This is a genomic window from Aeromicrobium sp. Sec7.5 (assembly GCF_036867135.1).
GTDB lineage: Bacteria > Actinomycetota > Actinomycetes > Propionibacteriales > Nocardioidaceae > Aeromicrobium.
The window spans coordinates 2,616,774-2,641,783 of record NZ_JBAJIJ010000001.1 but is presented as its reverse complement, the minus strand read 5'-3'; the positions used below and the strand labels follow the sequence as shown (position 1 = coordinate 2,641,783).

At 71.6% G+C, this 25,010-nt stretch carries 24 protein-coding genes and 1 tRNA gene; 11 read left to right on the top strand and 14 right to left on the bottom strand.

Features of this window, described 5'->3' with window-relative positions; translation table 11 throughout:
- On the bottom strand, nucleotides 1-187 hold a 187-nt coding region (locus V6S66_RS13235), incomplete at its 3' end, for a lysophospholipid acyltransferase family protein (protein ID WP_442885907.1).
- Nucleotides 184-876 (bottom strand): lysoplasmalogenase family protein, encoded by a 693-nt coding sequence (locus tag V6S66_RS13230; RefSeq protein ID WP_334207196.1) that lies wholly within the window; start codon nucleotides 874-876, stop codon nucleotides 184-186. The genes V6S66_RS13230 and V6S66_RS13235, both read right to left, overlap by 4 nt.
- A gap of 146 nt (nucleotides 877-1,022) precedes the next feature.
- On the opposite strand from V6S66_RS13230, the gene thiM reads away from it, so the two are divergent.
- From thiM to thiD, 3 genes are read left to right on the top strand one after another with little or no spacing between them, the layout of a single operon-like run.
- Nucleotides 1,023-1,853 (top strand): hydroxyethylthiazole kinase, encoded by an 831-nt coding sequence (thiM, locus tag V6S66_RS13225; RefSeq protein WP_334207195.1) that lies wholly within the window; start codon nucleotides 1,023-1,025, stop codon nucleotides 1,851-1,853.
- Nucleotides 1,850-2,500 carry a thiamine phosphate synthase gene (gene thiE, locus V6S66_RS13220; RefSeq protein ID WP_334207194.1) on the top strand — a complete coding sequence of 217 codons (651 nt, stop codon included), beginning with the start codon at nucleotides 1,850-1,852 and terminating at the stop codon, nucleotides 2,498-2,500. The genes thiM and thiE overlap by 4 nt, the downstream gene beginning before the upstream one ends.
- Entirely contained in the window at nucleotides 2,497-3,981 is a 1,485-nt protein-coding gene (thiD, locus tag V6S66_RS13215) for a bifunctional hydroxymethylpyrimidine kinase/phosphomethylpyrimidine kinase (RefSeq protein ID WP_334207193.1), read from the top strand. Before thiE ends, thiD begins: the two co-directional genes overlap by 4 nt.
- A gap of 96 nt (nucleotides 3,982-4,077) precedes the next feature.
- On the opposite strand, the gene V6S66_RS13210 is transcribed toward thiD, so the two are convergent.
- On the bottom strand, nucleotides 4,078-5,259 hold the full coding sequence (locus V6S66_RS13210; RefSeq protein ID WP_334207192.1) for an MFS transporter: 1,182 nt from the start codon (nucleotides 5,257-5,259) through the stop codon (nucleotides 4,078-4,080).
- 104 nt (nucleotides 5,260-5,363) lie between these two features.
- Between V6S66_RS13210 and V6S66_RS13205 the strand changes: the two genes are divergently transcribed.
- Nucleotides 5,364-6,206, top strand: coding sequence for an alpha/beta fold hydrolase (locus V6S66_RS13205; protein ID WP_334207191.1), 843 nt, complete (start codon nucleotides 5,364-5,366; stop codon nucleotides 6,204-6,206).
- A 112-nt stretch (nucleotides 6,207-6,318) separates the two neighbouring features.
- On the top strand, nucleotides 6,319-7,767 hold the full coding sequence (locus V6S66_RS13200) for a fused MFS/spermidine synthase (RefSeq protein ID WP_334207190.1): 1,449 nt from the start codon (nucleotides 6,319-6,321) through the stop codon (nucleotides 7,765-7,767).
- A 7-nt stretch (nucleotides 7,768-7,774) separates the two neighbouring features.
- On the opposite strand, the gene V6S66_RS13195 is transcribed toward V6S66_RS13200, so the two are convergent.
- Together V6S66_RS13195 and V6S66_RS13190 are read right to left on the bottom strand one after the other, a co-directional pair.
- Nucleotides 7,775-8,407 carry an NADPH-dependent F420 reductase gene (locus V6S66_RS13195; protein WP_334207189.1) on the bottom strand — a complete coding sequence of 211 codons (633 nt, stop codon included), beginning with the start codon at nucleotides 8,405-8,407 and terminating at the stop codon, nucleotides 7,775-7,777.
- On the bottom strand, nucleotides 8,404-9,447 hold the full coding sequence (locus V6S66_RS13190) for an LLM class flavin-dependent oxidoreductase (protein ID WP_334207188.1): 1,044 nt from the start codon (nucleotides 9,445-9,447) through the stop codon (nucleotides 8,404-8,406). Before V6S66_RS13190 ends, V6S66_RS13195 begins: the two co-directional genes overlap by 4 nt.
- Nucleotides 9,448-10,064: 617 nt before the next feature.
- Here V6S66_RS13190 and V6S66_RS13185 point away from each other — a divergent pair.
- Nucleotides 10,065-10,520 carry a rhodanese-like domain-containing protein gene (locus V6S66_RS13185; protein WP_334207187.1) on the top strand — a complete coding sequence of 152 codons (456 nt, stop codon included), beginning with the start codon at nucleotides 10,065-10,067 and terminating at the stop codon, nucleotides 10,518-10,520.
- Between the two features lie 147 nt (nucleotides 10,521-10,667).
- Here the strand turns inward: V6S66_RS13185 and V6S66_RS13180 are convergent.
- Nucleotides 10,668-10,740: transfer RNA gene (locus V6S66_RS13180), tRNA-Lys, on the bottom strand.
- A gap of 143 nt (nucleotides 10,741-10,883) precedes the next feature.
- Here V6S66_RS13180 and V6S66_RS13175 point away from each other — a divergent pair.
- From V6S66_RS13175 to V6S66_RS13165, 3 genes are all read left to right on the top strand, one after another.
- Nucleotides 10,884-11,033 (top strand): hypothetical protein, encoded by a 150-nt coding sequence (locus tag V6S66_RS13175; protein ID WP_334207186.1) that lies wholly within the window; start codon nucleotides 10,884-10,886, stop codon nucleotides 11,031-11,033.
- 85 nt (nucleotides 11,034-11,118) lie between these two features.
- Nucleotides 11,119-11,736, top strand: a complete 618-nt coding sequence (locus V6S66_RS13170; RefSeq protein WP_334207185.1) for a DUF47 domain-containing protein — start codon at nucleotides 11,119-11,121, stop codon at nucleotides 11,734-11,736.
- 9 nt (nucleotides 11,737-11,745) lie between these two features.
- The gene (locus V6S66_RS13165; RefSeq protein ID WP_334207264.1) at nucleotides 11,746-12,762 is read left to right on the top strand and encodes an inorganic phosphate transporter; all 1,017 of its coding nucleotides are present in this window, start codon (nucleotides 11,746-11,748) and stop codon (nucleotides 12,760-12,762) included.
- A 290-nt stretch (nucleotides 12,763-13,052) separates the two neighbouring features.
- Here the strand turns inward: V6S66_RS13165 and pstB are convergent, their stop codons facing one another.
- From pstB to V6S66_RS13140, 5 genes are all read right to left on the bottom strand, one after another.
- A complete protein-coding gene (gene pstB, locus V6S66_RS13160; RefSeq protein WP_334207184.1) occupies nucleotides 13,053-13,832 on the bottom strand; it encodes a phosphate ABC transporter ATP-binding protein PstB in 780 nt (259 codons plus the stop codon).
- A gap of 79 nt (nucleotides 13,833-13,911) precedes the next feature.
- Entirely contained in the window at nucleotides 13,912-14,982 is a 1,071-nt protein-coding gene (gene pstA, locus V6S66_RS13155) for a phosphate ABC transporter permease PstA (protein ID WP_334207183.1), read from the bottom strand.
- Nucleotides 14,982-15,944, bottom strand: coding sequence for a phosphate ABC transporter permease subunit PstC (gene pstC, locus V6S66_RS13150; RefSeq protein WP_334207182.1), 963 nt, complete (start codon nucleotides 15,942-15,944; stop codon nucleotides 14,982-14,984). The genes pstA and pstC overlap by 1 nt, the downstream gene beginning before the upstream one ends.
- A 104-nt stretch (nucleotides 15,945-16,048) precedes the next feature.
- Nucleotides 16,049-17,140, bottom strand: a complete 1,092-nt coding sequence (gene pstS, locus V6S66_RS13145) for a phosphate ABC transporter substrate-binding protein PstS (RefSeq protein WP_334207181.1) — start codon at nucleotides 17,138-17,140, stop codon at nucleotides 16,049-16,051.
- A gap of 189 nt (nucleotides 17,141-17,329) precedes the next feature.
- Complete coding sequence (locus tag V6S66_RS13140) at nucleotides 17,330-18,208, bottom strand: NUDIX hydrolase (protein ID WP_334207180.1); 879 nt, start codon at nucleotides 18,206-18,208, stop codon at nucleotides 17,330-17,332.
- Between the two features lie 83 nt (nucleotides 18,209-18,291).
- On the opposite strand from V6S66_RS13140, the gene V6S66_RS13135 reads away from it, so the two are divergent.
- Entirely contained in the window at nucleotides 18,292-19,365 is a 1,074-nt protein-coding gene (locus V6S66_RS13135; protein WP_334207179.1) for a hypothetical protein, read from the top strand.
- 50 nt (nucleotides 19,366-19,415) lie between these two features.
- Here V6S66_RS13135 and V6S66_RS13130 read toward each other — a convergent pair whose 3' ends face one another.
- The gene (locus tag V6S66_RS13130) at nucleotides 19,416-21,551 is read right to left on the bottom strand and encodes an RNA degradosome polyphosphate kinase (RefSeq protein ID WP_334207178.1); all 2,136 of its coding nucleotides are present in this window, start codon (nucleotides 21,549-21,551) and stop codon (nucleotides 19,416-19,418) included.
- Between the two features lie 65 nt (nucleotides 21,552-21,616).
- On the opposite strand from V6S66_RS13130, the gene V6S66_RS13125 reads away from it, so the two are divergent.
- A complete protein-coding gene (locus V6S66_RS13125) occupies nucleotides 21,617-22,678 on the top strand; it encodes an alpha/beta hydrolase (protein WP_334207177.1) in 1,062 nt (353 codons plus the stop codon).
- Nucleotides 22,679-22,775: 97 nt separating this feature from the next.
- On the opposite strand, the gene mshD is transcribed toward V6S66_RS13125, so the two are convergent.
- Together mshD and V6S66_RS13115 are read right to left on the bottom strand one after the other, a co-directional pair.
- On the bottom strand, nucleotides 22,776-23,585 hold the full coding sequence (gene mshD, locus V6S66_RS13120; protein WP_334207176.1) for a mycothiol synthase: 810 nt from the start codon (nucleotides 23,583-23,585) through the stop codon (nucleotides 22,776-22,778).
- Nucleotides 23,582-25,006 carry a carboxyl transferase domain-containing protein gene (locus tag V6S66_RS13115; RefSeq protein ID WP_334207175.1) on the bottom strand — a complete coding sequence of 475 codons (1,425 nt, stop codon included), beginning with the start codon at nucleotides 25,004-25,006 and terminating at the stop codon, nucleotides 23,582-23,584. Before V6S66_RS13115 ends, mshD begins: the two co-directional genes overlap by 4 nt.
- Nucleotides 25,007-25,010: the final 4 nt, after the last annotated feature.

The window sequence follows — 25,010 nt, the reverse complement described above, 5'->3', positions numbered from 1 at the left end:
CCGCGCGGCCGACGAGGGTGAAGTCGAGGAGGCTGTTGTGGTTCGCCGCGAGCACGGCGGCGCCCGTGGCGGGCAGGTGGTCGGTGCCCTGCACGTCGAAGCGATAGCCCTGGATCCGGAAGAGCACGGCCACGACCCGGACGATCGCGCGGTAGACGCCGTTCGATGAGGTCGGAGCGTCGGTCACTGGGCCGATCCTGGGGCTGTCTCAGGGGCCGACTCGGACATCGGGGTGGCGGTCGACGTGACGCCGGCGAGTCGGCTGCCCCCGGTCGTCAGCAGGGCGATCGCCGCGAGGTAGAGCACCATGATCGCGACCTGGCTGCCGGTGGTGGTCGGCACGCGGTCGAACTCGGTCAGGGCGATCACCGCGTCCGAGACCAGGAACAGCAGGGCGCCGAGGCCGGCCAGGCGCTCGGTCACCAGCGCGGTCGCGGCGGTGCCCGACAGCAGGAGGGCGTAGAGCGGCAGCACGGTGCGCACGACCGGGTCGTCGATGCCGCTCCAGACGAGGGCGACGAGGGCGACCGCCGCGACGAGAAGCGCGACGACGACGCCAGGGCGTGCCCGCAGACGCGCGACGGCGCCATGCCTCGCGAACCACGAGATGAAGCAGACGTGCGCCGCCGCGAACGACGCCATGCCCGCCAGGAACAGGCCGTCGAGCTCGAGCAGCAGGTCGCCACCGAGGCAGAAGGCCAGGGCGAGGGCGAGGATCCGCGGTGCGCCCGAGGTCAGGACCCAGCCGATCAGCAGGGGAGCCGCCAGGCACTTCGTGACGCTGTCCCAGGGCTCGACCCCGGCCGCCAGCAGCACCACGTGCGTCACGGCCACGACAACGAACAGCGGCCACCACGGCACCCGGACCCCTTGCATGCGCCCACGGTAGTGGGCCCCGGCCCCGTGGGCCGCGAGGTGGGCCGTCGGCTAGCCTGACGGCCAGACACGGGGTGCCCCGCTCGGGGCTGAGAACACACCCGCACCACCTGCTCTAGCTCGCACTAGCGAAGGGATGTCCCCAGATGACGTCGTCCTCGACCGCCCCCCGTCGATCCGACACCGACCTGCTCGGGTCCGCGATCGCCGCGCTCGACCGGCTGCGTGCCGACGGGCCGCTCGTCCACTGCCTGACCAACGACGTCGTCGTGAACTTCACGGCCAACGCGTTGCTCGCGATCGGCGCTGCGCCGGCCATGGTCGACATCCCGGAGGAGTCCGGGATGTTCGCCGGAGTCGCCGGCGGCGTGCTCGTGAACCTCGGCACGCCGCACGCCGAGCAGCGCGCCGCGATGGAGGCCGCGGTGGCGGGCGCCGGCGAGGCGGGGACGCCGTGGGTCCTCGACCCCGTGGCGATCGGCGCTCTGCCCGTCCGCACGGAGCTGGCGCACCGGCTCCGCGATGCTGGACCCGCCGTGGTGCGGGGCAACGCCTCGGAGATCCTCGCCCTCGCCGGGGCCGGCGCGGGGGGACGTGGTGTCGACGCGCTCGACGAGGTCGACGCCGCGGCACCTGTGGCGACCGAGCTCGCCACGTCGAGCGGTGCCGTCGTCGCGGTCTCGGGTCCGGTCGACCTCGTGACCGACGGCACGCGCACGGCCCGCGTCGCGAACGGTGACGTGCTGTTGACCAAGGTCACCGGCGGCGGGTGCGCGCTCGGTGCGGTCATGGCGGCGTTCGCCGCGGTCGAGGGCGACGCCTTCGTGGCCACCGTCGCGGCGGTCACGACCTACACCGTGGCGGCCGAGCTGGCGGCCGAGCGTGCTGCGGGTCCGGGCTCGTTCGCCGTCGCGTTCCTCGACGCCCTGGCGGCGGTCTCGGCCGACGACCTCCGCGCCCGCGCACGGCTGTCGTGACGACCGATCTCTCGGTCTACCTCGTGACCGATGCCGGCATCGCGGCCGCGGCGGGTCACTCGGTGCCGGCCGTCGTCGCTGCCGCTGTGGCCGGAGGTGTCTCGATCGTCCAGGTGCGCCAGAAGCACGCGTCGACCGAGGAGCTGGTCGACCTGCTCGGATCTGTTGCCGCCGTCCTCCCACCGGGCGTGCCGCTCGTGGTCAACGACGACGTCGAGGCGTTCCTCGCGGCCCGGGCCGACGGCATCGCGGTCGCCGGGGTGCACGTGGGGCAGGACGACGCCCCGGCCGCCGAGGTTCGCGTCGCGATCGGGCCGGCCGCGCTGCTCGGGCTCAGCGCCGCGACCGCGGCGGAGCTGGCGGCCGTCGACCCCTCGGTCGTCGACCACGTCGGCATCGGTGCCCTGCACGGGACGCCGACGAAGCCCGACGCCCCGGCGGCGCTGGGCCTGGACGGGATGCGGGCCCGCGTGGCGCTCTCGCCCGTGCCGGCCGTCGCGATCGGCGGCGTCTCCGTCGCCGACGCCCGGGCGCTCCACGGCTCGGGCATCGCCGGGCTCGCCGTCGTGTCCGGCATCTGCGGCGCGGCCGACCCGGAGGCCGCCGCCCGTGACTACGTCCGTGCGTGGAGAGGAACCTCGTCATGACGCGTCCCGTCCCGGCCGTCCCGCGGGTGCTGTCGATCGCCGGCACCGACCCGACCGGCGGCGCCGGCATCCAGGCCGACCTCAAGAGCATCGCCGCGAACGGCGGGTACGGCATGGCCGTCGTGACCGCGCTCGTCGCGCAGAACACCCGCGGCGTCCGCGCCGTGCACACGCCGCCGCCGGAGTTCCTGCAGCAGCAGCTCGACGCCGTGAGTGACGACGTCGTGATCGACGCGGTCAAGATCGGCATGCTCGGCGACGTCGCCACGATCGAGGTCGTCCGCGCCTGGCTGGACCGGGTCCGCCCGCCGGTCGTCGTGCTCGACCCGGTCATGGTCGCGACGAGCGGCGATCGCCTGCTCGTCCCGGAGGCCGAGCAGGCGATGCGTGACCTGCTGCCGGCCGCCGACCTGATCACGCCGAACGTCCCGGAGCTGGCCGTCCTCGCCGACGTGGCGTCGGCCACGTCCTGGGACGGGGTCGTCGCCCAGGCGCTCGCCGTGTCGGAGCGGTTCGGGGTGGCGGTGCTGGCCAAGGGAGGTCACCTCGAGGGCGACCTCGTGCACGACGCGCTGGTCGACGCGGCCGCCGCGGACCCGGTGCGCGCACTCGTGGCGCCTCGCGTCCAGACATCGGCCACGCACGGCACGGGATGCTCGTTGTCGTCGGCTGTGGCAACCTGGCAGGGCGCGGCGGTGCGGGCCGGGTCGGGCGACTGGTTCGCGAGCGTCGACCGGTCGAAGCAGTGGCTCACCGAGAGCCTGCGCCACGGTGCTGCCCTCGCGGTCGGTCAGGGCAACGGACCGGTCAGCCACCTCGCCGGGTTGTGGTCGCGGGGCGGCCTGGTGACGAGCGCGACCGCCGACTGGTGGGAACGGATCGCCGATGTCCGCGACGGCACCGACGCCGACCCGTTCGTGGCGGGGCTGGCGGCGGGCACGCTGCCGCGGGAGGCCTTCACGTGGTACCTGGCCCAGGACGCGGAGTACCTGCACGCCTACGCCGAGGTCCTCGCCCGTACGGCCGAGCTCGCCGACGATCCGGCCGAGGCGGCGTTCTGGGCGGCCGGCTCCGCCGAGTGCCTGGAGGAGGAGCTCCGGCTCCACCAGCACTGGACCGCCGGTGTCCGCGTGGACCCGGCACCGGCCACGACCGCCTACGTCGACCACCTGCGCGGCGCCGCCGGGCGCGGTTACGCCGAGGCAGTCGCGGCCGTGCTCCCGTGCTACTGGATGTACGCCGACATCGGCGTACGCCTCGCGGCAGCGGTGACCGACGACCACCCGTACCGCGACTGGCTCCTGACCTACGGCGACCCGGCCTTCGCCGAGGCCGCCGCGCGGGCCCGCGCCATCACCGACCGCGTCGCCGCCGACCCGGCCACCACGCCCGAGGTCCGCGAGCGGATGTGGCAGGCCTTCGCCGCCTCCGCCCACCACGAACGCGCGTTCTTCGCCGCCCCCCTCACACCCCCCACCTGACGTACCGCTCGCGAGAGAGTTTGTGTGTACACAGGAGAGACTTTGTTGGCAACAAAGTCTCTCCTGACCACCAACAAAGTCTCTCGCGAGCGGCAATCAGTCGGAGGCGGGGTCGGGGTCGTCGCGGCGGTCGATGCTGAAGCCGCGCAGCAGGAGGCCGGAGGCGCCGACGGCGACGCCGGTCGCGGCGAGCACGCCGGGTGCGCCCGTGCCCACGGCGGCCACGCCGAGGGTCGTCGGGATCACCACCTGGCCGACGCGGTTGCCGGCGAGGCGAAGTGACAGGGCCTTGCCGCGCTGGGTGGCGGGGGCCTGCTCGGTCAGCCATGACATCGTCAGCGGCTGCCCCACGCCCAGGCCGAGGCCGAGGAGCGCCACGACGACCAGCAGCACCGGCAGCGGCGCCGGCACGGCGCAGAGCACCAGGGCTCCCGCCGTCACGACGATCGACGTCGCCATCAGCCGGGTGCGCCCGAGCCAGGCCGACAGCCGTCCCAGCAGCAGGCGCGAGGCCATCGAGAACACGGCGCGCACCGTCAGCAGCGCGCCGACCGCCGCTGCCGTGAGCCCGCGCTCGGCCCCGAGCGCCGGCAGGTACACCAGCGTCAGGTCGACGGCGGAGAGGATGATCGCGCTCGTCGTCAGCGCGCGACCCAGCCCGGGAGTGCGGAGCAGGCCGACGAGACCACCGCGTGCCTCGGCCCGCTCGGCCGCAGAGCGTCGACGCAGGGGCACCAGGAGCGACGTCACCAGCATCACGACGCTCATCGCGACGGCGAGGACGAAGATCGGGCGGGTGTCGGGCTGGACCGAGGTGCCCGCCACGGCAGCGATCAGACTCGGTCCCGCGGCCTGGCCCAGCGAGGCCATGAACGTGTAGTAGCCGAATCGGGCGTCGAGCTGCCCGGGAGGCGCCGTGTTGGCCACGAGCGACTGCTGGCCGATCACGCAGGCCAGGTGCGCCGCCCCGAGCAGCGCGTTCGCGACGACCAGCCCCGCGACGGACTCCGTCGCGGTGAGGAACACGGTCGAGGCCGCGACCATGAGCAGCGCGCCGCCGATCATCAGGCGCTTCTCGCCGAGCCGGTCGACGAGCCCGCCGACGGGGATCGCGAGCAGCAGCGGCACGATCGCGAAGGTCGCACCGATCGCGCCCAGCGCGCCGCCGGGGACGTCGAGGGCGATGGCCTGGTAGGTGCTGGCCGGGCGCAGCAGGAAGGTGACGGCCTGGACGAGCACGGAGTTCGCGAGCAGCGCGGTCCACGCGACGCGACCCATCGGGCTCCCTCCGAGATGATCCGGGTCCAGTGTCCTCCTGACGCGTCTGGCCACGTCCGCCAGGGTGCCTGGACGGTGGAGACCCGGTTTGCGAGGGTGACGACATGGATCCCGCGATCACGAGCTCCCCCGTCCGCGTCGGTGACCTGACCTTCGACACAGTGCAGGTGGGCGAGCCCGGGGGTGTGCCGATCGTGCTGCTGCACGGGTTCCCGGCGACGTCGGCCAGCTGGTCAGGGGTCCTCCCTGTGCTGGCCGAGGCCGGGTGCTGGGCCGTGGCGCCGGACCAGCGCGGCTACTCACCGGGCGCACGACCCGACGCGGTCGAGCAATATGCGACCGACCGGCTCGCCGACGACGTCATCGGTCTCGTCGACGCGCTCGGAGCCTCGACGTTCCACCTGGTCGGTCACGACTGGGGTGCCAGTGTGGCGTGGCTTGTCGCGTCGACCCACCCCGATCGCGTCGCGTCGCTGACGGCCGTCTCGGTGCCGCACCTGGGCTCGTACGGCCGAGCCGTGCACGAGGATCCTGAGCAGCGTCGGATGTCGGCCTACTACGCCGAGTTCCGCCGGACCCCGGACATGGCCGAGCTCCTCCTCGCGGACGATGCTCGTCGGCTGCGCGAGGTCTATGGCGACCTCCCCGGCGACCTCGTCGAGACCTACGTGCGTCACCTGCGCGAGCCGGGAGCGCTCCACGCGGCGCTCCACTGGTACCGCGCGATGAGCGGGGCGCTCGGCGCGACGCAGAAGGTCACCGTGCCGACGACGTACATCTGGAGCGACGCGGACGCGTTCATCGGGCCCGTGGCCGCGCACGGGTGCGCCGAGTTCGTCGACGCGGACTTCCGCTACGTGGAGCTCGAGGGCGTCTCGCACTGGGTGCCCGAGCTGCGCCCGCACGTCGTGGCCGCCGAGATCCTCCGCCACGTCACGCGGGACTGACGACCTGCCAGTCGATCTCCCGGAAGCGCATGGTCCGACGGTACGAAGCTGGCACCGGGCGCGCGATGGGGAGAGGTCCCCGGTGGCGTGCGTCGGTCGGTACCGTGACGGCGTGACCCGGTTCGCGCACACCGCGCTGGTGTTCTACTCCTCGGCGGCCGTGCTGGTCATCGAGCTCACGGCACTGCGCCTCCTGGCGCCCTACCTCGGGCTGAGCCTCGAGACGAACACGCTGGTGATCGGCCTGGCGCTGTCGGCCATCGCGATCGGTTCGTGGGGAGGAGGTCGCCTCGCCGACCGGTTCCCGACGCAGCGGCTCCTGGCGCCGGCGCTCGCGATCTCGGGCGTCACCGCGGCCGCGACCCCCGCGGTGATGCGGGCCGCCGCGTCCGGTGACGGGTCCACGCTGCTCCTGGCGGCGATGCTCATGATCGGTGTGCCGGGCGCGCTGCTGTCCGCGGTCACGCCGATCGTCACGAAGGTGCGTCTGACCTCGCTGCAGGACACCGGGTCGGTCGTCGGCTCGCTCTCCGGCATCAGCACGGTGGGCGCGATCGTGGGCACGGTCGTGACCGGATTCGTGCTGATCTCCCGGGTCTCGGTGAGCAACATCCTGATCGGGCTGGGGGTCTCCCTCGTCGCGATCGCGGTCGTGGTGCTGGTGATCGACGGACGGGCCCGGACGGTCCCGACGCTCGTGGTGGCGCTGGTCGCTGCCGGCGGCCTGACGGTCGCCGCACGCGGCACCTGTGAGATCGAGACGACCTACCACTGTGCCGTCGTGAGCAGTGACCCCGGCAACGCCTCCCTGCTGACCTTGGAGCTCGACGGGCTGCGTCACTCGGCGGTCGACCTGGACGACCCGACCCATCTGGAGTTCTCGTACACCCAGGCCCTGGGTGCCGTGGCCGACCTCGTGCTCGAGGACACCCGCGGGACCGCCCCGTCCGTGCTCCACCTGGGCGCCGGCGGCATGACCCTGCCCCGGTACCTGCAGGAGGTGCACCCGCAGGTCGCGAGCCTCGTGGTCGAGATCGACCGCGGGGTCGCGGAGCTGAACGGCACCGCTCTCGGCCCGAGCCCGGACGTCGAGCTCGTGGTCGACGACGCCCGCCTGGTCCTGGACGACGTCGAGGCGGGATCGCAGGAGCTCGTGGTCGGCGACGCGTTCGGCGGCATCAGTCCGCCCTGGCACCTGACGACGGTCGAGGCCGTGCGAGCGATTCATCGCACCCTGGTCCCCGGCGGCACCTACGTCGCCAACGTCATCGACCGCGGTCCGCTCGCCTTCGCCACGGCGGAGACGGCCACCGTGGCGAGCGTCTTCGCCGAGGTGGTCGTGCTGGCCGATCCGCCGACCATCGCCGGAGAGGACGGCGGCAACCTGCTGATCCTGGCGTCGGACACCCCGCTCGACCTGGCCGCGCTGGCGTCCGGCCTCGACGGGGTCGGCTGGGAGGTCCTGGCCGGCGAGGCGCTGCGCGACTGGTACCGCGGTGCGCCGATCCTGACCGACGAGTTCGCCCCCGTCGACCAGCTCATCACGAGCCGTCGCGGCTAGGTGCGGCTCAGGGTCGAGTCATGGTGAGCTCGCGCAGCTCGCCCGCCGTGACGTTGGCGCCGAATGCGGGGGTGCCGGGCTCGAGCCGGACCCCGTCGGCCAGCCGTCCGATCGTCACGGGATCGAAGCCGAGTTCGTCGACGAGCGTCGCGACGGCCTCGACGTCGGCCGGGTCGTCGCCGGCGACCGCGATCGCCTTGCGCTCGTCGGCGCCTCGGGGACGCGCCTCGTCCTCGAGGTCGTGGTAGCCCATGTGGTTGAACGCCTTGACGACGCGGGCGTCCGGCAGGTGCCTCTGGACGATCTCGCTCGTCGAGGTCTTCGGGTTCGCGAGGTCGTCACGCAGGCCGTCGACCTCCCACCAGTAGTTCATGGCGTCGACCACGAGCATGCCCGCCAGCGGGGCGGGCTCCAGGCGGTCGTGCTTGCCGAGCGGCAGGGCGAGGACCACGAGGTCGGCGTCCGCCACGGCCGTGGCCGCATCGGTGGCCACGGCGCCCGGCGCGAGCACCTCGACGGTCAGCGCGATCACCGCGGGGTCGCGGGAGCTCGCGACCCGCACCTGGTGCCCGGCCTGCACCGCCAGGCGGGCGAGGACGAGGCCGAGCTTGCCCGCCCCGAGGATGCCGATCGAGCTCACGCCGGCGCGTCCGCGGCGAGGAGCTCGCGGACCCGGGGGATGACCTCCGTGCCGTAGAGCTCGATGTTGCGCAGGCGGGCCGAGGCCGGGATGGCGCCGCTGCTGTAGATCATGTCGAACCGTCCGACGTCGAGCGTGCGCAGCGCGCCGGCGATCCGCTGGGCCACGGTCTCGGGCGAGCCGAGGTACAGCGAGCCGTGCGCGATCTCCGACTCGAAGTCACGGCGACGCAGGGGCGGCCAGCCGCGGCTCGCCCCGATGCGGTCGCGGTTCTCCTTGAAGTGCGGCCAGACGATCTCCGCGGCCTCGGCGTCGGTCTCGGCGACGAACCCGGGGGAGTGCATGCCGACGGGGTGCGCCGTCGTGCCGAGCTGCGCCGTCGCGCGGCGGTAGAGGTCGATGTACGGCGCGAACCGGGCCGGGGACCCGCCGATGATGGCCAGCATCAGGGGCAGGCCGTACCGGGCCGTGCGCACCACGGACTCCGGCGAGCCGCCGACGCCGATCCAGGTGTCGAGGTGACCCGACTCGGTCTTGGGGTGCACGTCCGCGTCCTGCAGGGCGGCACGGGTCGTGCCGGTCCACGTCACGGGCTGCTCCTCGAGCAGCTTCGTGAACAGCTCGACCTTCTCCTCGAAGAGCGTGTCGTACTGGGCCATGTCGTAGCCGAAGAGGGGGAAGGACTCCGTGAAGGAGCCGCGGCCGAGGATCACCTGGGCGCGGCCGTTCGACAGCGCGTCGAGGGTCGAGAAGCGCTGGAAGACGCGGACCGGGTCGTCCGAGGACAGCACCGTGACGCCGGAGGCCAGCGTGATGTTCTCGGTGCGGGTCGCGATGCCGGCCAGGACGGTCTCGGGGCTCGAGATCGCGTACTCGGGTTGGTGGTGCTCGCCGAGGGCGATGACGTCGATGCCGACCCGGTCGGCGAGCACGGCCTCGTCCACGACCTGGCGGATGGCCTGCGCGGGCGTCAGGAGGTTGCCGTGGTCGTCCTCGGGCACGTCGCCGAAGGTGTCGATCCCGAAGGTCACGGGGCGCATGGGTGCTCCAGTCAAAAGAGGTTGAAGGCTCACCTAGTTAAGGCTGCTAGAGGTCACTTCATTCCCGTCGGACCTCCGTCGCCGTGTCGCGGAACCTCACTCGACCCTACGGGCCCGAGAGCCGTGCACCTGGGGAGGGATTGCACCCCTCCTGCCGAGGGGTTCAGGGGGGCAGGGGGCGGTCGGCGGGGTCGCGGCTGATGAGGGGACGGGCGACCACCCAGGGCTGGAGCACGTTGGCGCCTTCGGAGATCTCGAGGGTCTGGGCGCCGCGATACAGCTTCTCGAGGCGGACTGCTGGGGACCGCCCCGCCTCAAGCCAGTCTGTGGGAGACCATGGTCTGGTGACCCGCCCGTGAGATGCCCGCGGCCCTCCAGGCCCATGTGGAGGGTCCCGCGCCGGGGAGCGGTTCAGCGTCGACGAGCTCGCCGAACGGGGCTTCATCGCATCGGGGAGCGATGTGTGGCGGCTCTGCTCGGCCCGGGGATCTTCTCGAACCGTTCGAACAGGCGTGGCCTGAACCGCACGGCGAGGCCGCCGGCCGGTCCATGCCGACCTCCTGGCAACCGTCGATCATCGCGCTTGCCTTTGCTCGGCCATCGGGCACCATGTACCCATGACCGATGTGTCGCGAACGCGCCGGACTCGATCCGGCGATCCGCAGAATCTGCCGCGTCCGACTGACGCCCCCGAGATCGTCACGGTGGAAACGGCCTGGGGCAAGGTCCAGCCCATGCAGCCGGTCGACGGCATCCGCACCGTCGGGGAGCTTGAGGTGGCGGGCCTGGTGGCCGATGGCGCTCAGCTCGTGGACACGCGGGTACCCGACTCACGTGGTGGCGTGACCCTCCCAGGAGCCGTCAACATCCCGCACGACCAGGTGCTCGACCGGAAGGACGAACTCGACGACGGACGAGTCCACATCCTGTTCTGCAATGGCCCGCAGTGCCCGCAGACACCGGACGCCCTTCGCACTCTGGCCGAGGACGATTTTCCGCTGGACCATCTCGTGTACTACCGCGGTGGCATGCATGACTGGATCACCCTCGCCATGCCCACGCAGTCGCTGTAGCCACTGCCAACGCCAGGCCTGGCGCTTGAGGTTGCGCTCGCTGGTGGGTCAGCGACAGGTCGTTGCGCCCGGGAGTGCGTGAGGGGTGGGCCGTCTCGCCGGGGGTCTCGCTGCCCGCGTCGTCGCAGGCGATCGTGGATGCTCGGGTGGGCCCCGTGGGACTCGAACCCACAACCCGCGGATTAAAAGTCCGCTGCTCTGCCAATTGAGCTAGAGGCCCTGACGGGTCACAGTGTGCCATCGCTGCTGCGTCCGGCGGTCGGGGACGGCCTGGTCGGGGGCGGCGTCGTCGGTCGGGGATAACGTCCGCGCGCCACCCGTGGCAGGGATACGCTGGAGCCTCTCGGAGAAGTGAGGGAGGGCATGACGGAACCGTTGGACGAGCGCCTGCGCGACGACGCGGCGCTCGACGAGATCGAGCTGACGAGTCGTCTGATGATCGCCGCGACGTCCAAGAACGCGCACCTCACGCAGGACGAGGTCGACGAGATCCTCGGCCTCACCCAGGACTGACCCCCCAGGCTAGGTGCCGCGTTGGTGACCGCGCGGTGAACCCCTAGCATGGTCTCGGCCAACTGACCGTGGACAGGAGCTAGGCGTGCGCTTCCGCATCCGACCGGTGGAGACGTCGTTCTACGACCTTTTCTCCGAAGCCGCCAACCACCTCGTGGCGGGCGCTGACCTGCTGGCGAGCATCCTCGAGGAGGGCGTCGACCGCGAAGCCCTCTCCGAGCGCATGCGCGAGGCCGAGCACCAGGCCGACGAGACGACCCACCGCATCGTCCGGCTCGTCAACAGCACGTTCGTCACCCCCTTCGACCGCGAGGACATCTACTCGCTCGCGGGAGCGCTCGACGACGTCATGGACTTCATGGAGGAGACGGTCGACTCGATCGTCCTCTACGACGTCACCGAGTTCCCGCCCTACTTCGCCGAGCAGCTCGACGTCCTGCAGCGGGCCTGCCGGCTCACTGCCGACTCGATGCCGCGCCTGCGCACGATGAAGAACCTCGACGAGTACTGGATCGAGATCAACCGGCTCGAGAACGAGGGCGACCGCAACCACCGTCGCATCCTCGCGCACCTGTTCGGCGGCTCCTACAAGGCGATGCAGGTCCTCAAGATGAAGGACGTCGTCGAGTCGGTCGAGCAGGGCATCGACGCGTTGGAGACCGTCGCCAACATCGTCGAGCAGATCGCCGTCAAGGAGTCCTGACCGGTGGACATGGTCCTGTCGATGGTGATCGCCGTCGTCGTGATCGCCTTGGTGTTCGACTACACCAACGGCTTCCACGACGCCGCCAACGCGATCGCCACCTCGGTCTCGACGCGCGCCCTGACGCCGCGGGTCGCCCTGGCGATGGCGGCCGTCCTGAACTTCGTGGGCGCCCTGCTGGGCGTCGAGGTCGCCAAGACGATCCAGGGGATCATCGACATCGAGGGGGTCACGAGCGTCTCCGACGCCGACCGGGCCCATGCCCTGACCATCGTCCTGGCGGCCCTGATCGGCGCGATCACCTGGAACCTCATCACGTGGTACTTCGGCATCCCGTCGTCGTCGTCCCACGCGCTGATCGGCGGCATCGTCGGCGCAGGACTCGCGTCCGCGACGTCGGTCTCGGGGGAGACGCTCGTCGAGAAGGTCGCCATCCCGATGGTGCTCTCGCCCCTGCTCGGCTTCTTCGGCGCCTTCGCGTTCATGACCGCGATCATGTGGACCTTCCGCAAGGCCAACCCGCACAAGGTCTCCCGCGGCTTCCGGCACGCCCAGACCGTCTCGGCCGCGGGCATGTCGCTCGGCCACGGCCTGCAGGACGCGCAGAAGACGATGGGCGTCATCGTGCTGGCGCTCGTCGCTGGTGGCTACTCCGATGGTGACGGCGTTCCGCTCTGGGTCATCGTGGCGGCCGCCTCGGCCATCGCGGCCGGCACCTACTCGGGCGGGTGGCGCATCATGCGCACGCTCGGACGGCGCATCATCGACCTCGACCCGCCCAAGGGCTTCGCCGCCGAGGGTGTGGCGGCCACGGTGCTCTACGTCATGGCGATCGGTCTGCACGCGCCGGTGTCCACGACCCACACGATCACCTCGGCGATCATGGGTGCTGGCGCCACCAAGCGCCTCAGCGCGGTCCGATGGGGCGTGGCCCGCGGCATCGTCGTGGCCTGGATCGTGACGATGCCGGCGGCCGCGGCGGTCTCGGCGCTCACGTACTTCGTCGCCCGCATCTTCCTGCCCTGACCTCCGCGCGAAGCGCGGTGGTCAGGGGTGTCACCGGCGGAGCCGGTCGGCCCGGTCGTCGAGTGGCGCCTGAGGAACGAAGGCGGTGTATCGAGACGCTGGCCAGGTGACGGTGAGCGGTCGGACCGGGCTGTGGTGGCGGATCCGGTCAGCCGACCGGGTCTCGATGCGCCGGCTCGCCAGGGCTCGCCGAGCACTCGACCAGCGAGGTGGTGACGACCGGTGGTGCCGGAACGACGAAGGCCCCCGCGGTCGGCGGGGGCCTTGTCGTGCAGAGGTTGAGTTCGGGCTCAGCCGAACCGACCCTGGATGTAGGACTCGGTGGCGGGGTTGTCGGGGTTCGAGAAGATCTTCTCGGTCCGGCCCGACTCGACGAGCTTGCCCGGCTGGCCGACGCCCGCGAGGTTGAAGAACGCCGTGTCGTCGCTGACGCGGGCGGCCTGCTGCATGTTGTGGGTCACGATCACGATCGTGTACTCGGTCTTGAGCTCGTGGATCAGGTCCTCGATGACGCTCGTCGAGATCGGGTCGAGGGCCGAGCACGGCTCGTCCATCAGCAGGATCTCGGGCTGCACCGCCACCGCACGGGCGATGCACAGACGCTGCTGCTGACCACCGGAGAGACCGGAGCCCGGACGCGAGAGACGGTCCTTGACCTCGGCCCACAGGCCCGCCTGGCGCAGCGCGCGCTCGACAGTGTCGTCCGCCTCCGACTTCTTCATCTTCTTGCTGTTGAGCTTCTGCCCCGCGAGCACGTTGTCGTAGATGCTCATCGTCGGGAACGGGTTCGGGCGCTGGAAGACCATGCCGATCAGGCGGCGCACGTTGACCGGGTCCATGTCGGCCGCGTACAGGTCGGTGCCGTCGACCAGCACCTTGCCGTCGACGCGGGCACCCTTGATGACCTCGTGCATGCGGTTGAGCGAGCGCAGGAAGGTCGACTTGCCGCAGCCCGACGGTCCGATGAACGCCGTCACGGACTTCGCGGGGATCGTGATGTTGACACCCTCGACCGCGAGGAAGTCCCCGTAGTAGATGTCCAGGTCTGAGACGTCGATGCTCTTGGCCATCGATTTTCCTTTCAGAGCCCGAGCCGCGCGGCGCGGTCGGTCGTGACGGAGGGAAGGTGCGAGGGGCCGGTCCGCGTGCTCATCGCTCGCCCTTGGGGGAGAAGAAGTAGCTCACGGCGCGGGCGATGAGGTTGAGGACCATCACGATGATGATGAGCACGAGCGCCGCGCCCCAGCCGCGGTCGATGCTGGCCTCGGGCGGGACGCCGGGGAACTTCACCGAGAAGTACGTGAAGACCGGCAGCGTCGTCATGCGCTCGGAGAACAGGTTGAAGTTCACCGAGTCGGTCAGGCCCGCGATGATCAGCAGCGGGGCGGTCTCGCCGATCACGCGGGCGATCGCGAGGGTCACGCCCGTCACGATGCCGGAGATGGCCGTGGGGAGCACGACCTTGACCACGGTGCGCCACTTCGGCACGCCCAGGGCGAAGGCCGCCTCGCGCAGCTCGTTCGGCACGAGCTTGAGCATCTCCTCGCACGCACGCACGACGATCGGCACCATGAGCACGGCGAGCGCGACGGCGCCGCCGATGCCGAGTCGGATGCCCTCACCGAAGAAGATCACGAACAGCGCGTAGGCGAAGAGGCCGGCGACGATCGACGGGATACCGGTCATGACGTCGACCAGGAAGGTGATCCAGCGTGACAGCCGGTTCCCGTCGCCGTACTCGACCAGGTAGATCGCGGTGAAGAGACCGATCGGCACCGAGATGACGGTGGCGGCGGCCGTGATGATCAGCGTGCCGACGAGCGCGTGGTAGATGCCGCCACCCTCGCCGACCACGTTGCGCATGGAGTAGGTCAGGAACTCGGCGTTGAGCTGGGGTCCGCCGCGGCTCACCACGAGGGTCAGGATCGAGCCGAGCGGGATGAGCGCCAGGCCGAAGGCGCTGGACACCAGCAGCGTCACGGTGCGGTCGGCGGCCTTGCGGCCCCCCTCCACGACGCGCGACGCGATCGGCAGCGCCCAGGTGAGCAGCCACGCGACGATGACGGCCTGGGCGATCGACAGGCCGCCCACGACCGTGAGGGCGATGCCGACGAGTGCGGCACCCGCGATGATGGCCTTGGGCAGGTACGTGGGGAGCTGGTGGTCCTGCAGCTGCTGCTGCAGGTCGGGCTCGGGCGTCCTCTGGAGCGTCGTGGTCATCAGTTGGCTCCCGAGAAGTCCTTGCGGCGCTCCACGATGGCGCGCGCGGCGAAGTTGGCGGCGAAGGTGATCACGAAGAGCACCAGGCCCGTGGCGATCAGCACGTTGGTGAAGGTGCCGAAGGCCTCGGGGAACTGCAGGGCGATGTTGGCGGCGATCGTGCTGGGGTTCGTGCTGCCGATCAGGTTGAACGTCACGACGCCGGACGCGGACAGCACCATCGCGACGGCCATGGTCTCGCCGAGGGCTCGGCCCAGGCCGAGCATCGAGGCCGAGACGATGCCCGAACGGGCGTAGGGGAAGACCGAGAGTCGGACCATCTCCCAGCGGGTGGCGCCGAGGGCGAGGGCGGCCTCCTCGTGCAGACGGGGGGTCTGCAGGAAGATCTCGCGGCAGATCGCGGTGATGATCGGCAGCACCATGACCGCCAGCACGAGGCTCGCCGTGAGGATGCTGTTGGCCGACACGCCGCCGGACGGGTTGCCCGCGAAGAAGGGGATGAAGCCGAGGTTGTCGGCGAGCCACTGGTAGAACGGCGCCAGCTCGCGCGACAGGAACAGCAGGCCCCAGAGGCCGTAGACGACCGACGGCACCGCGGCCAGCAGGTCGATGACGTAGCCGAGGGTCGAGCTGAGTCGCGGCGGGGCGTAGTGCGAGATGTAGAGGGCGACGCCGATGGCGACGGGCACGGCGATCAGGAGCGCGATGACGGCGGCCCAGACGGTGCCGAACACGAGGGGCCAGACGTAGGCGAAGAAGCCCTTGCCACCCGTCTTGCCGCCGATCTCGTCGGCGGACGCCGTGATGCCGGGGAGGCCCTCGAGCGTCAGGAAGATCCCGACGCCGAGCAGGGTCAGCAGGATCAGGACGCCGGCACTCGTGGAGAGGCCCTCGAAGATGCGGTCGCCTGGACGGCGAACGGGACGAGGGGCTTCCTTCTCCCGCTCGGTCGTGCTGCTCACGGCGTTCCTTCTTTCGACAGAACTGGTGGGGTGGATCGGGGGCGAACCCCGTGGAGGCCGGTCGGTGAGGTCTTCAGACTCTCACCGACCGGCCTCCGAGGGAATCAGCTGGCCGAGATCGTCTCGACGGCAGCCTGGGCCTTCTCGGCGATGTCGCCGCCGATCGGCGCGGCGCCGGCGTCGGCGGCGGCCTTCTCCTGGCCCTCGGAGCTGACGAGGTAGCTCATCCAGCCCTTGACGAGATCGGCCTTCGCGCCGTCGTCGTAGGTCTGGCAGGCGATCGCGTAGGAGACCAGCACGACGGGGTAGACGCCGGCCTCCTCCGTGGCGCGGTCCACCGCGATGGCGAGGTCGGTCTCGCCGCGCCCCTCGACCGGAGCGGACTTCTCGAGGATCGCGGCAGCGGCCTCGGGGGAGTACTCGGTGAAGTCGTCGCCGACCTTGACGGCGGCCGTGGAGAGGTCGCCGGCCTGGCTGGCGTCGGCGTACGTGATCGAGTTGGCCGTGGCCTTGACGCGGTCGATGACTCCCGCGGTGCCCTGGGCGCTCTCACCCTCCGGCGTGGGCCAGGTCTCGACCTCACCCGCGGTCCACGAGCCGCCCGAGGTCTCCTCGAGGTAGGCCGTGAAGTTCTTCGTGGTGCCCGAGTCGTCCGAGCGGTGCACCGGGATGATCGCGTCCGACGGGAGGTCGACGTTCGGGTTGTCGGCGACGATCGCGGGATCGTTCCACGCCGTGATCGTGCCCTCGAAGATGGCGCCGATCGTCTGGGCCGACAGGTTGAGCTCGTCGACGCCCTCGAGGTTGAACGCCACCGCGATGGGGCTCACGTAGACGGGGACCTCGATGATGTCGCCGCCGCAGCGCTCCTGGGCCGCAGCGAGCTCCTCGTCGTCGAGGTAGGCGTCCGAACCGGCGAAGTCGACGCCACCGGAGAGGAACTGCTCACGGCCGCCGCCGGAGCCGACCGGGTCGTAGTTGACCGTCGCGTCGGAGTTCTCGGTCTGGAAGGCGGCCTTCCACGCAGCGACGACGGCCTGCTGCGAGCTGGCGCCGGCGCCGTTCAGCGTGCCGGACAGCGAGCCGGAGCCCGAGTCGCCGCCATCCTCGTTGCCAGCGCCGCAGGCGCCGAGCACGAGGGAGAGGGAAAGGAGCGCCGCGGCGGAGGCCGAGGTACGCAGGGTGTTGCGCTTCACGTGAAGATCCCTTCAAAAGGAACGGGGGGGACTGACGTGAGGACGCTAGGGAGGCCAGGTGTATCGCGGGTCCGTGCCGGGTGAACGAACGGTGAACGATCCTGGAACGCTGCAGCCCTCCCGGCGCCGTTGCAGTCGCAGGCGGTGTCCGGGAGGTAACGGACATCACGCCGGCAGGGGTGGGCGAGGTCAGGGCAGACGCTCGGTCGAGACGACCCGACCGTGGCGGTGGTGCACCACGACCCCCTCGCCCGGGGCGAGGTCGAGCGGCTTCAGGCCGATCGCGTCGAAGGCGATCATCAGGGTGGGCAGGTGGCTGCACAGCACCGCGAGCCCTCGCCGTGCCATCGCCTCGCGCACGACGGCGGCGACGGCGGTGGCGGGGGCGTCCTCGACGAGGCGTCGGTCGATCGCCACGGGATGCCCGACCGAGTCCGCGAGGGGGGCGAGGGTCTGCCGGCACCGCAGGGCTGGGCTGGCGAGCATCCGGGCCGGGCCGTACTGCGAGAGCGTCAGCGCGAGGCCCTCGGCCTGGCTCAGGCCGAGGTCGGTCAGCGGCCGGTCGTGATCGGCGCCGCGCCACCGGCCGGCCGAGGCCGCCTTGCCGTGCCGGAGCACCACGAGGGAGCGGGCCTTGTGGTGGCCGGCGTCGCGGCGTCCGCGGAACGCCGCCAGCAGATCGCGGTCGTGCGTGTAGGTCAGCAGGTCGCGCACCTCGCGGGGGCGCAGCCACCGCACCTCGTCGACCTCCTTGTTGGGCACGAACGCGCCCGGCGACTCCGGATCAGGCCGCGCCGACCAGTAGTGGACGATCTTGGGTCCGGCCCCGACGCGGTAGCGCACGGCGGGCAGCGGCACCCCGAGGTGGACCCGGAGACCGGTCTCCTCCTCGATCTCGCGCACCGCGGTGCGCTGCACGGGTTCGCCGTCGTCGCGCTTGCCCTTGGGGAACGTCCAGTCGTCGTAGCGGGGCCGGTGCGCCACCAGCAGCTCGACTCCGTTGCGGGTGCCTGGCCGCGGGCGCCAGACGACGCCGCCCGCGGCCACGATGGTTCGCTCGCGGGTCATGGACGTATTGTCCTTGTCGATGGCTGCTGGGCCCCGACCCGGGGCGTCGCGGTCGGGACTCGACCTGGAAAGGGCTGGTGGCCGTGGGCACCCGCAGCTGGCTCTCTCGACCGTTCGTCGGACTCGTCTCGGTCGTCGTGATCGGCGGTGCGGTCGCGGCCGGGATGGTCGCCGCGGAACGTCTCACGCCCGACTTCGGGGTGGCCGATCTCGCGCAGCTGGCGCCGGCGAACGTCTCGAGCATCGACGTGACGAACTGGTCCGCGCTGCGCGACCGGCTCGGGGCGGGGGGCGACGACGTCGTCGAGCAGGCCGCAACGCGTGACCTGGCGACCCGGTCCACCCTCGTGTCGAGCGGCGACGTCGTGGCCGACGGACTCGGCTGGTCGCCGCGGACGGTGCGCTGGGAGGCGTTCGTGCAGACGACCGCGGGCTCGGCCCTGTTCCTGGGTCTGCCCGAGTCCCGCGACGTCACGAGCGAGCGGATGCGCGACCTCGGGTACGTGCAGGACGGCGACGAGTGGACGATCGAGCTCTCCGACCTGCGGGCCGGCGGCGTGTCCACCCCGGAGACGTTCCAGCACGCGCGGCTGCTCGACGGCGGGGTCGTGGTGGCCTCGTCGGAGCTCGAGGTCGTCGAACGCCTCGGCGACGTCGCCGAGGGGCGATCCCCGTCGTTGGCCGACGATCCCACCGCGCTGCGCGCCTGGGCCCAGGCCGTCGACCTCGACGCGTTCTCGCTCCAGTCGGGCAGCGCCGGGTGCGCCTCGACCGACCCGGCGGAGTCCGGGCCCGACATCGCGGCCCAGGCCGCCGTCGCGGTCGAGGCCGCCGGCACCCTCGAGCCGTACCGCTGGCTCGTCCGAGGCCTGGGCGCGGGGGAGCAGGACCCGACCGAGCCGGGCACCGGTGACTCCGGCGACCGTTTCGAGGTCGCGCTGGCCTTCGACTCCGCACCCGTGGCTGCCGGTCAGGCCGAGGTGCGCGCCCGGCTCGCGACGGGACCGTTCATCGGCCAGACGGGCACGGTCGAGGAGTCGATCGTGCTGACCCGGCACCGGGTCGACGGTGACGTCGCGGTGCTCGAGTTCGACCGCCAGGCCGGTGCAGCCTCGCTGATGTCGTTCATCGGCCCGCTCGTCCTGGCCTCCTGCTGAGGGCCGGTTCGTCGGGCCGGGGCCGGTCCCCGTGCGCAGCACGATGCGGCTCAGCCCTTGGCGCGTGAGCGTCGGCGACGGGAGTCGTCGATCAGCGACTGGTGCAGGTCGTGGGAGCCGACGTGTCGCTCCCACTCCCCGTCGGGCGTCAGGCGCCAGTTGCTCGTGTCGTCGTCGGCCGACTGCGCCAGGAGCTGGCCGAGGCGATCGGTGTGGCCGGCAGTGGGGACCCGGACGAGCACTTCGACGCGGCGGTCGAGGTTGCGGTGCATCAGGTCGGCCGAGCCGATCCACGCCTCGGGCTCGCCGCCGTTGGCGAACCAGTACACGCGGCTGTGCTCGAGGAACCGGCCCAGCACGCTGACCGCCCGGATGTTCTCGCTCAGCCCGGGGACGCCGGGACGGATCGCGCAGATGCCACGCACCACGACGTCGACGCGCACGCCGGCGATCGAGGCCTCGTAGAGCGCATCGATCAGTGCCTCGTCGACGAGCGAGTTCACCTTGATGCGGATGTGCGCGTCGCGCCCCGCCCGGTGGTGGGCGATCTCGCGCTGGATGCGTTCGACCAGGCCGGCGCGCAGCCGGGCCGGCGCCGTGAGGAGGGTGCGGTACTCGGTCTGCTGCGAGAAGCCCGACAGGTTGTTGAACAGCTCGGTGAGGTCGTGCGTGATCTCGGGGTTCGAGGTCAGCAGGCCGAGGTCCTCGTAGTGGCGGGCGGTCTTGGGGTTGTAGTTGCCCGTGCCGATGTGGGCGTAGCGACGCAGGCCGTCGGGCTCGTCGCGGAGCACCAGGGCCAGCTTGCAGTGCGTCTTCAGGCCCACGATGCCGTAGACCACGTGGCAGCCGGCGCGCTCGAGCTTGCGCGCCCACCGGATGTTGGCCTGCTCGTCGAAGCGTGCCTTGATCTCGACCAGCACCAGGACCTGCTTGCCGGCACGAGCCGCGTCGATCAGCGAGTCGATGATGGGGGAGTCGCCCGAGGTCCGGTACAGCGTCATCTTGATCGCCAGGACCTTGGGATCGGCCGCAGCCTGCTCGATGAACCGTTGGACGCTCGTCGCGAACGAGTCGTACGGGTGGTGCACCAGGACGTCGCGCTTGCGCAGCGCGCTGAACAGGTCGGCGGGGCTGGCGGTCTCGACCTCGGCGAGGTGCTCGTGCGTGCCGGGCACGAAGGCCTCGAAGTGCAGCTCGGGCCGGTCGATGTCGGCGATCTCGTTCAGCGAGCGCAGGTCGAGCGGACCGGAGAGACGGACGACCTCGTCGGCCTGCACCCCGAGCTCGGACGTCAGCAGCTCCAGCACCTCGTCGGCGATGGTCGGCTCGACCTCGAGGCGGACCGCCGGGCCGAACTTGCGGCGCAGCAGCTCCTGCTCGAGGGCCTTGAGCAGGTTCTCGGCGTCGTCCTCCTCGACCTCGAGGTCCTCGTTGCGCGTCACGCGGAAGGTGTGGTGCGCCAGGATCTCCATGCCGGGGAACAGCAGGTGCAGGTGGGCCGCCATCGCGTCCTCGAGCGGGAGGTAGCGCTGCGGGCCGACCTCCATCCAGCGGCTGATGATGGGCGGCACCTTGACCCGCGCGAAGTGGTCCTTGCCGGTGCCGGGGTTGCGCAGCACCACGGCCATGTTGAGCGAGAGGCCGGAGATGTACGGGAACGGGTGCGCCGGATCGACGGCGAGCGGGGTCAGCACGGGGAAGACCCGGGCCCGGTAGTTCTCGGAGACGAGCTCCTGCTCGTCGGGCGTCAGGTCGTCCCAGCGCAGCAGCTCGATGCCCTCGGCCTCGAGGTCGCCCGCGAGGTGCTCGTGCAGGTGGTCGGCGTGGCTCCGTTGCAGCTCCTGGCTGGCGGCGATGCTGCGCTTCAGGACCTCCTTGGGGTGCAGGCCGCTCGCGGTGGGCACCGCGACCCCCGCCGCGATGCGGCGCTTCAGGCCGGCGACGCGCACCATGAAGAACTCGTCGAGGTTGCTCGCGAAGATCGCCATGAAGCGGACCCGCTCGAGCAGCGGGAGGCTGCGGTCCTGGGCGAGCTCGAGGACCCGCTCGTTGAACGAGATCCAGGAGAGCTCGCGATCCAGGAACCGGTGGTCGGGGAGCGTCCCGCGCTCGGAGTCGTAGGGCGGGTCGACGTCGAACTCGTCCGGCGACGTCACGTCAGTGACGTCGAGATCAGCACTCTCCATGGTGTCATCGTGGCACGGGAACATGACTCACGGGTGAACGGCGAGGGTTGCGGTACCTTGCCCGCATGGCATCCGTCGGCGCAGTCATCGGCACGGTCCGCGGGGGTGTGGCGCGCGGCGTCATGCGTCTGCCCTCCCCTCTCCTCCGCAGGGCCGCAGGGTCCTCCGTGCTGGTCGACGGCAAGCGCCTCGACCACGAGATGCAGCTGCTGCTGCGCCTCGCGCGGCTCGAGGGGCCTGCCCTCGAGGACGTCAGCGTCACGCGCGGTCGCACGATCCTGCGTTCCAGCACGCAGATGATCGGTGGCACCCCACCGATCGGTGCGGTCACCGACCGTGTCGTCGACGGTCCCGACGGAAGCCGGCTGGGTCTGCGCTTCTACACCCCCCACGACCTCGCGGGCGCGTCACCGGCGCTGGTGTTCTTCCACGGTGGCGGCTGGATCTACGGCGACCTCGACAGCCACGACGCCCTGTGCCGGTTCCTGGCGGAGTCCGCCCAGGTCCGGGTCGTGGCGGTCGACTACCGGCTCGCGCCCGAGGCCCAGTTCCCGGCTGCGGTCGACGACGCGTGGGCCGCCTGGGAGTGGGTGCGTGACAGTGCGAGCGGCCTGGGCATCGACCCCGCACGCATCGCCGTCGGTGGCGACAGCGCCGGCGGCAACCTCGCGGCGGTCGTGGCCCAGCGGGCCGCGCGTGAGGCGGGGGACGGCGGCGACCTCCAGCAGCCCGCGTTCCAGCTGCTGATCTACCCCGCCACCGACTTCGCCGAGCGCAGTCCGAGCCGGCACACCTTCGGCGAGGGCTTCTACCTGACCACGGGCTTCATGGACAAGGCGGAGGAGAACTACCTCGCCGGCGACGAGGACCGCACCGATCCGCGGCTCTCGCCCCTGCACGGTGACGTGTCGGGCGTCGCTCCCGCCTACGTCGTCACAGCCGGTTTCGACCCGCTCCTGGACGAGGGCCGGGCCTACGCCGAGAAGATGCGCGCGGCGGGCGTGAAGGTCGAGTACCAGTGCGAGGAGGGACTGATCCACGGCTTCGCCAACATGGTCTCGTTCGGTCGTTCCGCCCCCGCCGCCATCGGCCGCATCGCCTCCGCCCTGCACCGCGGCCTCTCCTGACTCCTGCCGCCCTGGTCGCTCGCGGAGCCGGGGGCGGTGAGGCTGCCGTCACCCCAGCGGTGTCCGTGACGGCTCTCACACCGCTCAGGCGGGAGGGTCAGCGGGCGTACAGGGTGTCGCGGGCTTGCTCGGTGAAGCCGAGGCGGCGGTACACCGTGAGCGCTGCGGTGTTGTCGGCCTCGACGTAGAGGTCGACGACCGGCACCTGGGCGTCGAGGTGCTGCAGCCCGCGGGCGGTCAGGGCGGTGCCGAGGCCTCCGCCGTGGGCCGCAGGGTCGACGCCCACGACGTAGACCTCGCCGATCCCGTGGTCGACCTTGGTCCAGTGGAAGCCCACGACCTCGCCGTCACGTTCGGCGACGAAGAGCCCCTCGGGGTCGAACCACGGAGCGGATGCACGCCGCCGGAAGTCGGCCAGGTCCATCGCGCCCTGCTCCGGGTGGGAGGCGAAGGCGCGTGCATTGACCGCCACGACGGCCTCGGCGTCGGCACCGGTGAACGTGCGGATCGTGACGCCCTCGGGCACGCGCGCGTCGACGGGTGGTGCGTCCTCGCGGCGCAGCACCAGCAACGTCCGCTCCGCGCGAAGGCCCAGGCGCCGGGCCAGCTTCTGCGCGGGCAGAAGGTCACCGTGGGCCCAGAACCGGGTCTCGCCGTCGTCGAGGACCGACGCCGCCACGCGGTGGCCGAGTCCACCTCGGCGGAAGCGAGGGTCGACGACGAGCTCCACGGGAGCGTCGCCGGCCGCGTACGCCAGCGCGACGACCTCGGACCCGGCCGTGACCTGGACGTCGACCCGGGGCGTGTCGCCCTCGGCGATCGCCAGCAGGCTCGCCTCGTTGAGCGGGGCGACATGGTCGAACTCCGCCGCTCGGCGGACGATCTCGGAGAGCGCCGACTCGCTCATCGGTTCCTCAACCCCTCCAGCTGGGCCGCGACCTCGGCCACGACGGCACGGGCCAGCGACTCGGCGTCGTCGTCGGGGTACTCCCGCACGACGTGGTGGACGACGCCGTGCCGGTGCAGGTCCGTGGCACTGACCTGCTGGGCGACCGCCATCTCGGCGGCGTGCTCGACGTCGCCGTGCACGATGGCGCTCGCGCCCTCGGGCGGCAACGGCGACAGCCACGAGTTCTCGACCGCCACGACGACGTCGGCCGGCAGCAGCGCCAACGCGCCTCCGCCGCACCCCTGGCCCAGCAGGACCGACACGGTCGGCACGCGCAAGGTGGACATCTGACTGATGCACCGGGCGATCTCGCCGGCGATGGCCCCCTGCTCGGCCTCGGGCGACAGCTCGGCGCCCGGGGTGTCGATGAACGACACGAGCGGTAGACCGAGCTCGTCGGCGAGCTCCATCCCGCGCCGGGCCTCACGCAGGGCGGCCGGCCCCATCGGCGAGTCCGGGGTCTGCGCCTGGCGGTCCTGACCGATCACGACGCACGGCTGGCCGTCGAGCCGGGCCAGGGCGACGATCATCGCGGCGTCGCTCTCACCCTCCCCGGTGCCCTGCAGCCGCACGATCGGGTCGCTGCCGTGGCGCAGCACCTCACGGATCCCGGCGCGTCCGGACGTGCGGGTGAGCTCGATCGACTCCCACGTGCCGAGCCGCGCCTCGACCGGTCCGCGCCGCGGCTCGAGCTCGCGCGGCAGGGGCGCGTCGACGAGGATCGCGAGCGTGCGGTCGACGACCAGCGGCAGCTCGTCGGGGATCACCACCGCGTCGACGACGCCGTGGCGCACGAGGTTGTCGGAGGTCTGCACCCCCGGGGGGAACGGCCGACCGTTCAGGAGCTCGAAGACCTTGGGGCCGAGGAAGCCGATCAGGGCACCGGGCTCGGCGATGCGCACGTGGCCGAGCGAGCCCCACGAGGCGAACACGCCGCCGGTCGTGGGGTGGCGCAGGTAGACGAGGTAGGGCAGGCCGGCCTGGCGGTGGTCCATCAGCGCCCGGCTGATGTCGATCATCCGCACGAAGGCGGGGGTGCCCTCCTGCATGCGGGTTCCGCCGGAGGCCGTGGCTGCGAGGATCGGCAGGCCCTCGGCCGTCGCCCGACGGACCGCGGCCACGATGCGGTCGGCCGCCGACCGGCCGATCGAGCCCGCCAGGAAGCGGAACTCGTTGACCACGAACGCGACGGGTCGACCGCGCATCGTGCCCCGACCGGTCAGGATCGACTCGTCGGTGCCGGCGCGCTCGAAGGCCGCCTCCAGCTCACGCCGGTAGCTCTCGGGGTGGCCGGAGATGTCGATGGGGGAGTCCCAGGACTCCACGGAGCCCTCGTCGAGGACGAGGTCGATGAGGTCGTGCGCGGTGAGGCGGGACACGGGC

What these genes read in the sequence shown, in the direction of transcription:
- V6S66_RS13230 (WP_334207196.1), bottom strand. Translation starts at nt 876, where the DNA reads ATGCAAGGGGTCCGGGTGCCGTGGTGGCCGCTGTTCGTTGTCGTGGCC.
- thiM (WP_334207195.1), top strand. Translation starts at nt 1,023, where the DNA reads ATGACGTCGTCCTCGACCGCCCCCCGTCGATCCGACACCGACCTGCTC.
- thiD (WP_334207193.1), top strand. Translation starts at nt 2,497, where the DNA reads ATGACGCGTCCCGTCCCGGCCGTCCCGCGGGTGCTGTCGATCGCCGGC.
- V6S66_RS13210 (WP_334207192.1), bottom strand. Translation starts at nt 5,259, where the DNA reads ATGGGTCGCGTCGCGTGGACCGCGCTGCTCGCGAACTCCGTGCTCGTC.
- V6S66_RS13205 (WP_334207191.1), top strand. Translation starts at nt 5,364, where the DNA reads ATGGATCCCGCGATCACGAGCTCCCCCGTCCGCGTCGGTGACCTGACC.
- V6S66_RS13190 (WP_334207188.1), bottom strand. Translation starts at nt 9,447, where the DNA reads ATGCGCCCCGTGACCTTCGGGATCGACACCTTCGGCGACGTGCCCGAG.
- V6S66_RS13185 (WP_334207187.1), top strand. Translation starts at nt 10,065, where the DNA reads ATGACCGATGTGTCGCGAACGCGCCGGACTCGATCCGGCGATCCGCAG.
- V6S66_RS13175 (WP_334207186.1), top strand. Translation starts at nt 10,884, where the DNA reads ATGACGGAACCGTTGGACGAGCGCCTGCGCGACGACGCGGCGCTCGAC.
- V6S66_RS13165 (WP_334207264.1), top strand. Translation starts at nt 11,746, where the DNA reads ATGGTCCTGTCGATGGTGATCGCCGTCGTCGTGATCGCCTTGGTGTTC.
- pstB (WP_334207184.1), bottom strand. Translation starts at nt 13,832, where the DNA reads ATGGCCAAGAGCATCGACGTCTCAGACCTGGACATCTACTACGGGGAC.
- pstA (WP_334207183.1), bottom strand. Translation starts at nt 14,982, where the DNA reads ATGACCACGACGCTCCAGAGGACGCCCGAGCCCGACCTGCAGCAGCAG.
- V6S66_RS13140 (WP_334207180.1), bottom strand. Translation starts at nt 18,208, where the DNA reads ATGACCCGCGAGCGAACCATCGTGGCCGCGGGCGGCGTCGTCTGGCGC.
- V6S66_RS13130 (WP_334207178.1), bottom strand. Translation starts at nt 21,551, where the DNA reads ATGGAGAGTGCTGATCTCGACGTCACTGACGTGACGTCGCCGGACGAG.
- V6S66_RS13125 (WP_334207177.1), top strand. Translation starts at nt 21,617, where the DNA reads ATGGCATCCGTCGGCGCAGTCATCGGCACGGTCCGCGGGGGTGTGGCG.
- mshD (WP_334207176.1), bottom strand. Translation starts at nt 23,585, where the DNA reads ATGAGCGAGTCGGCGCTCTCCGAGATCGTCCGCCGAGCGGCGGAGTTC.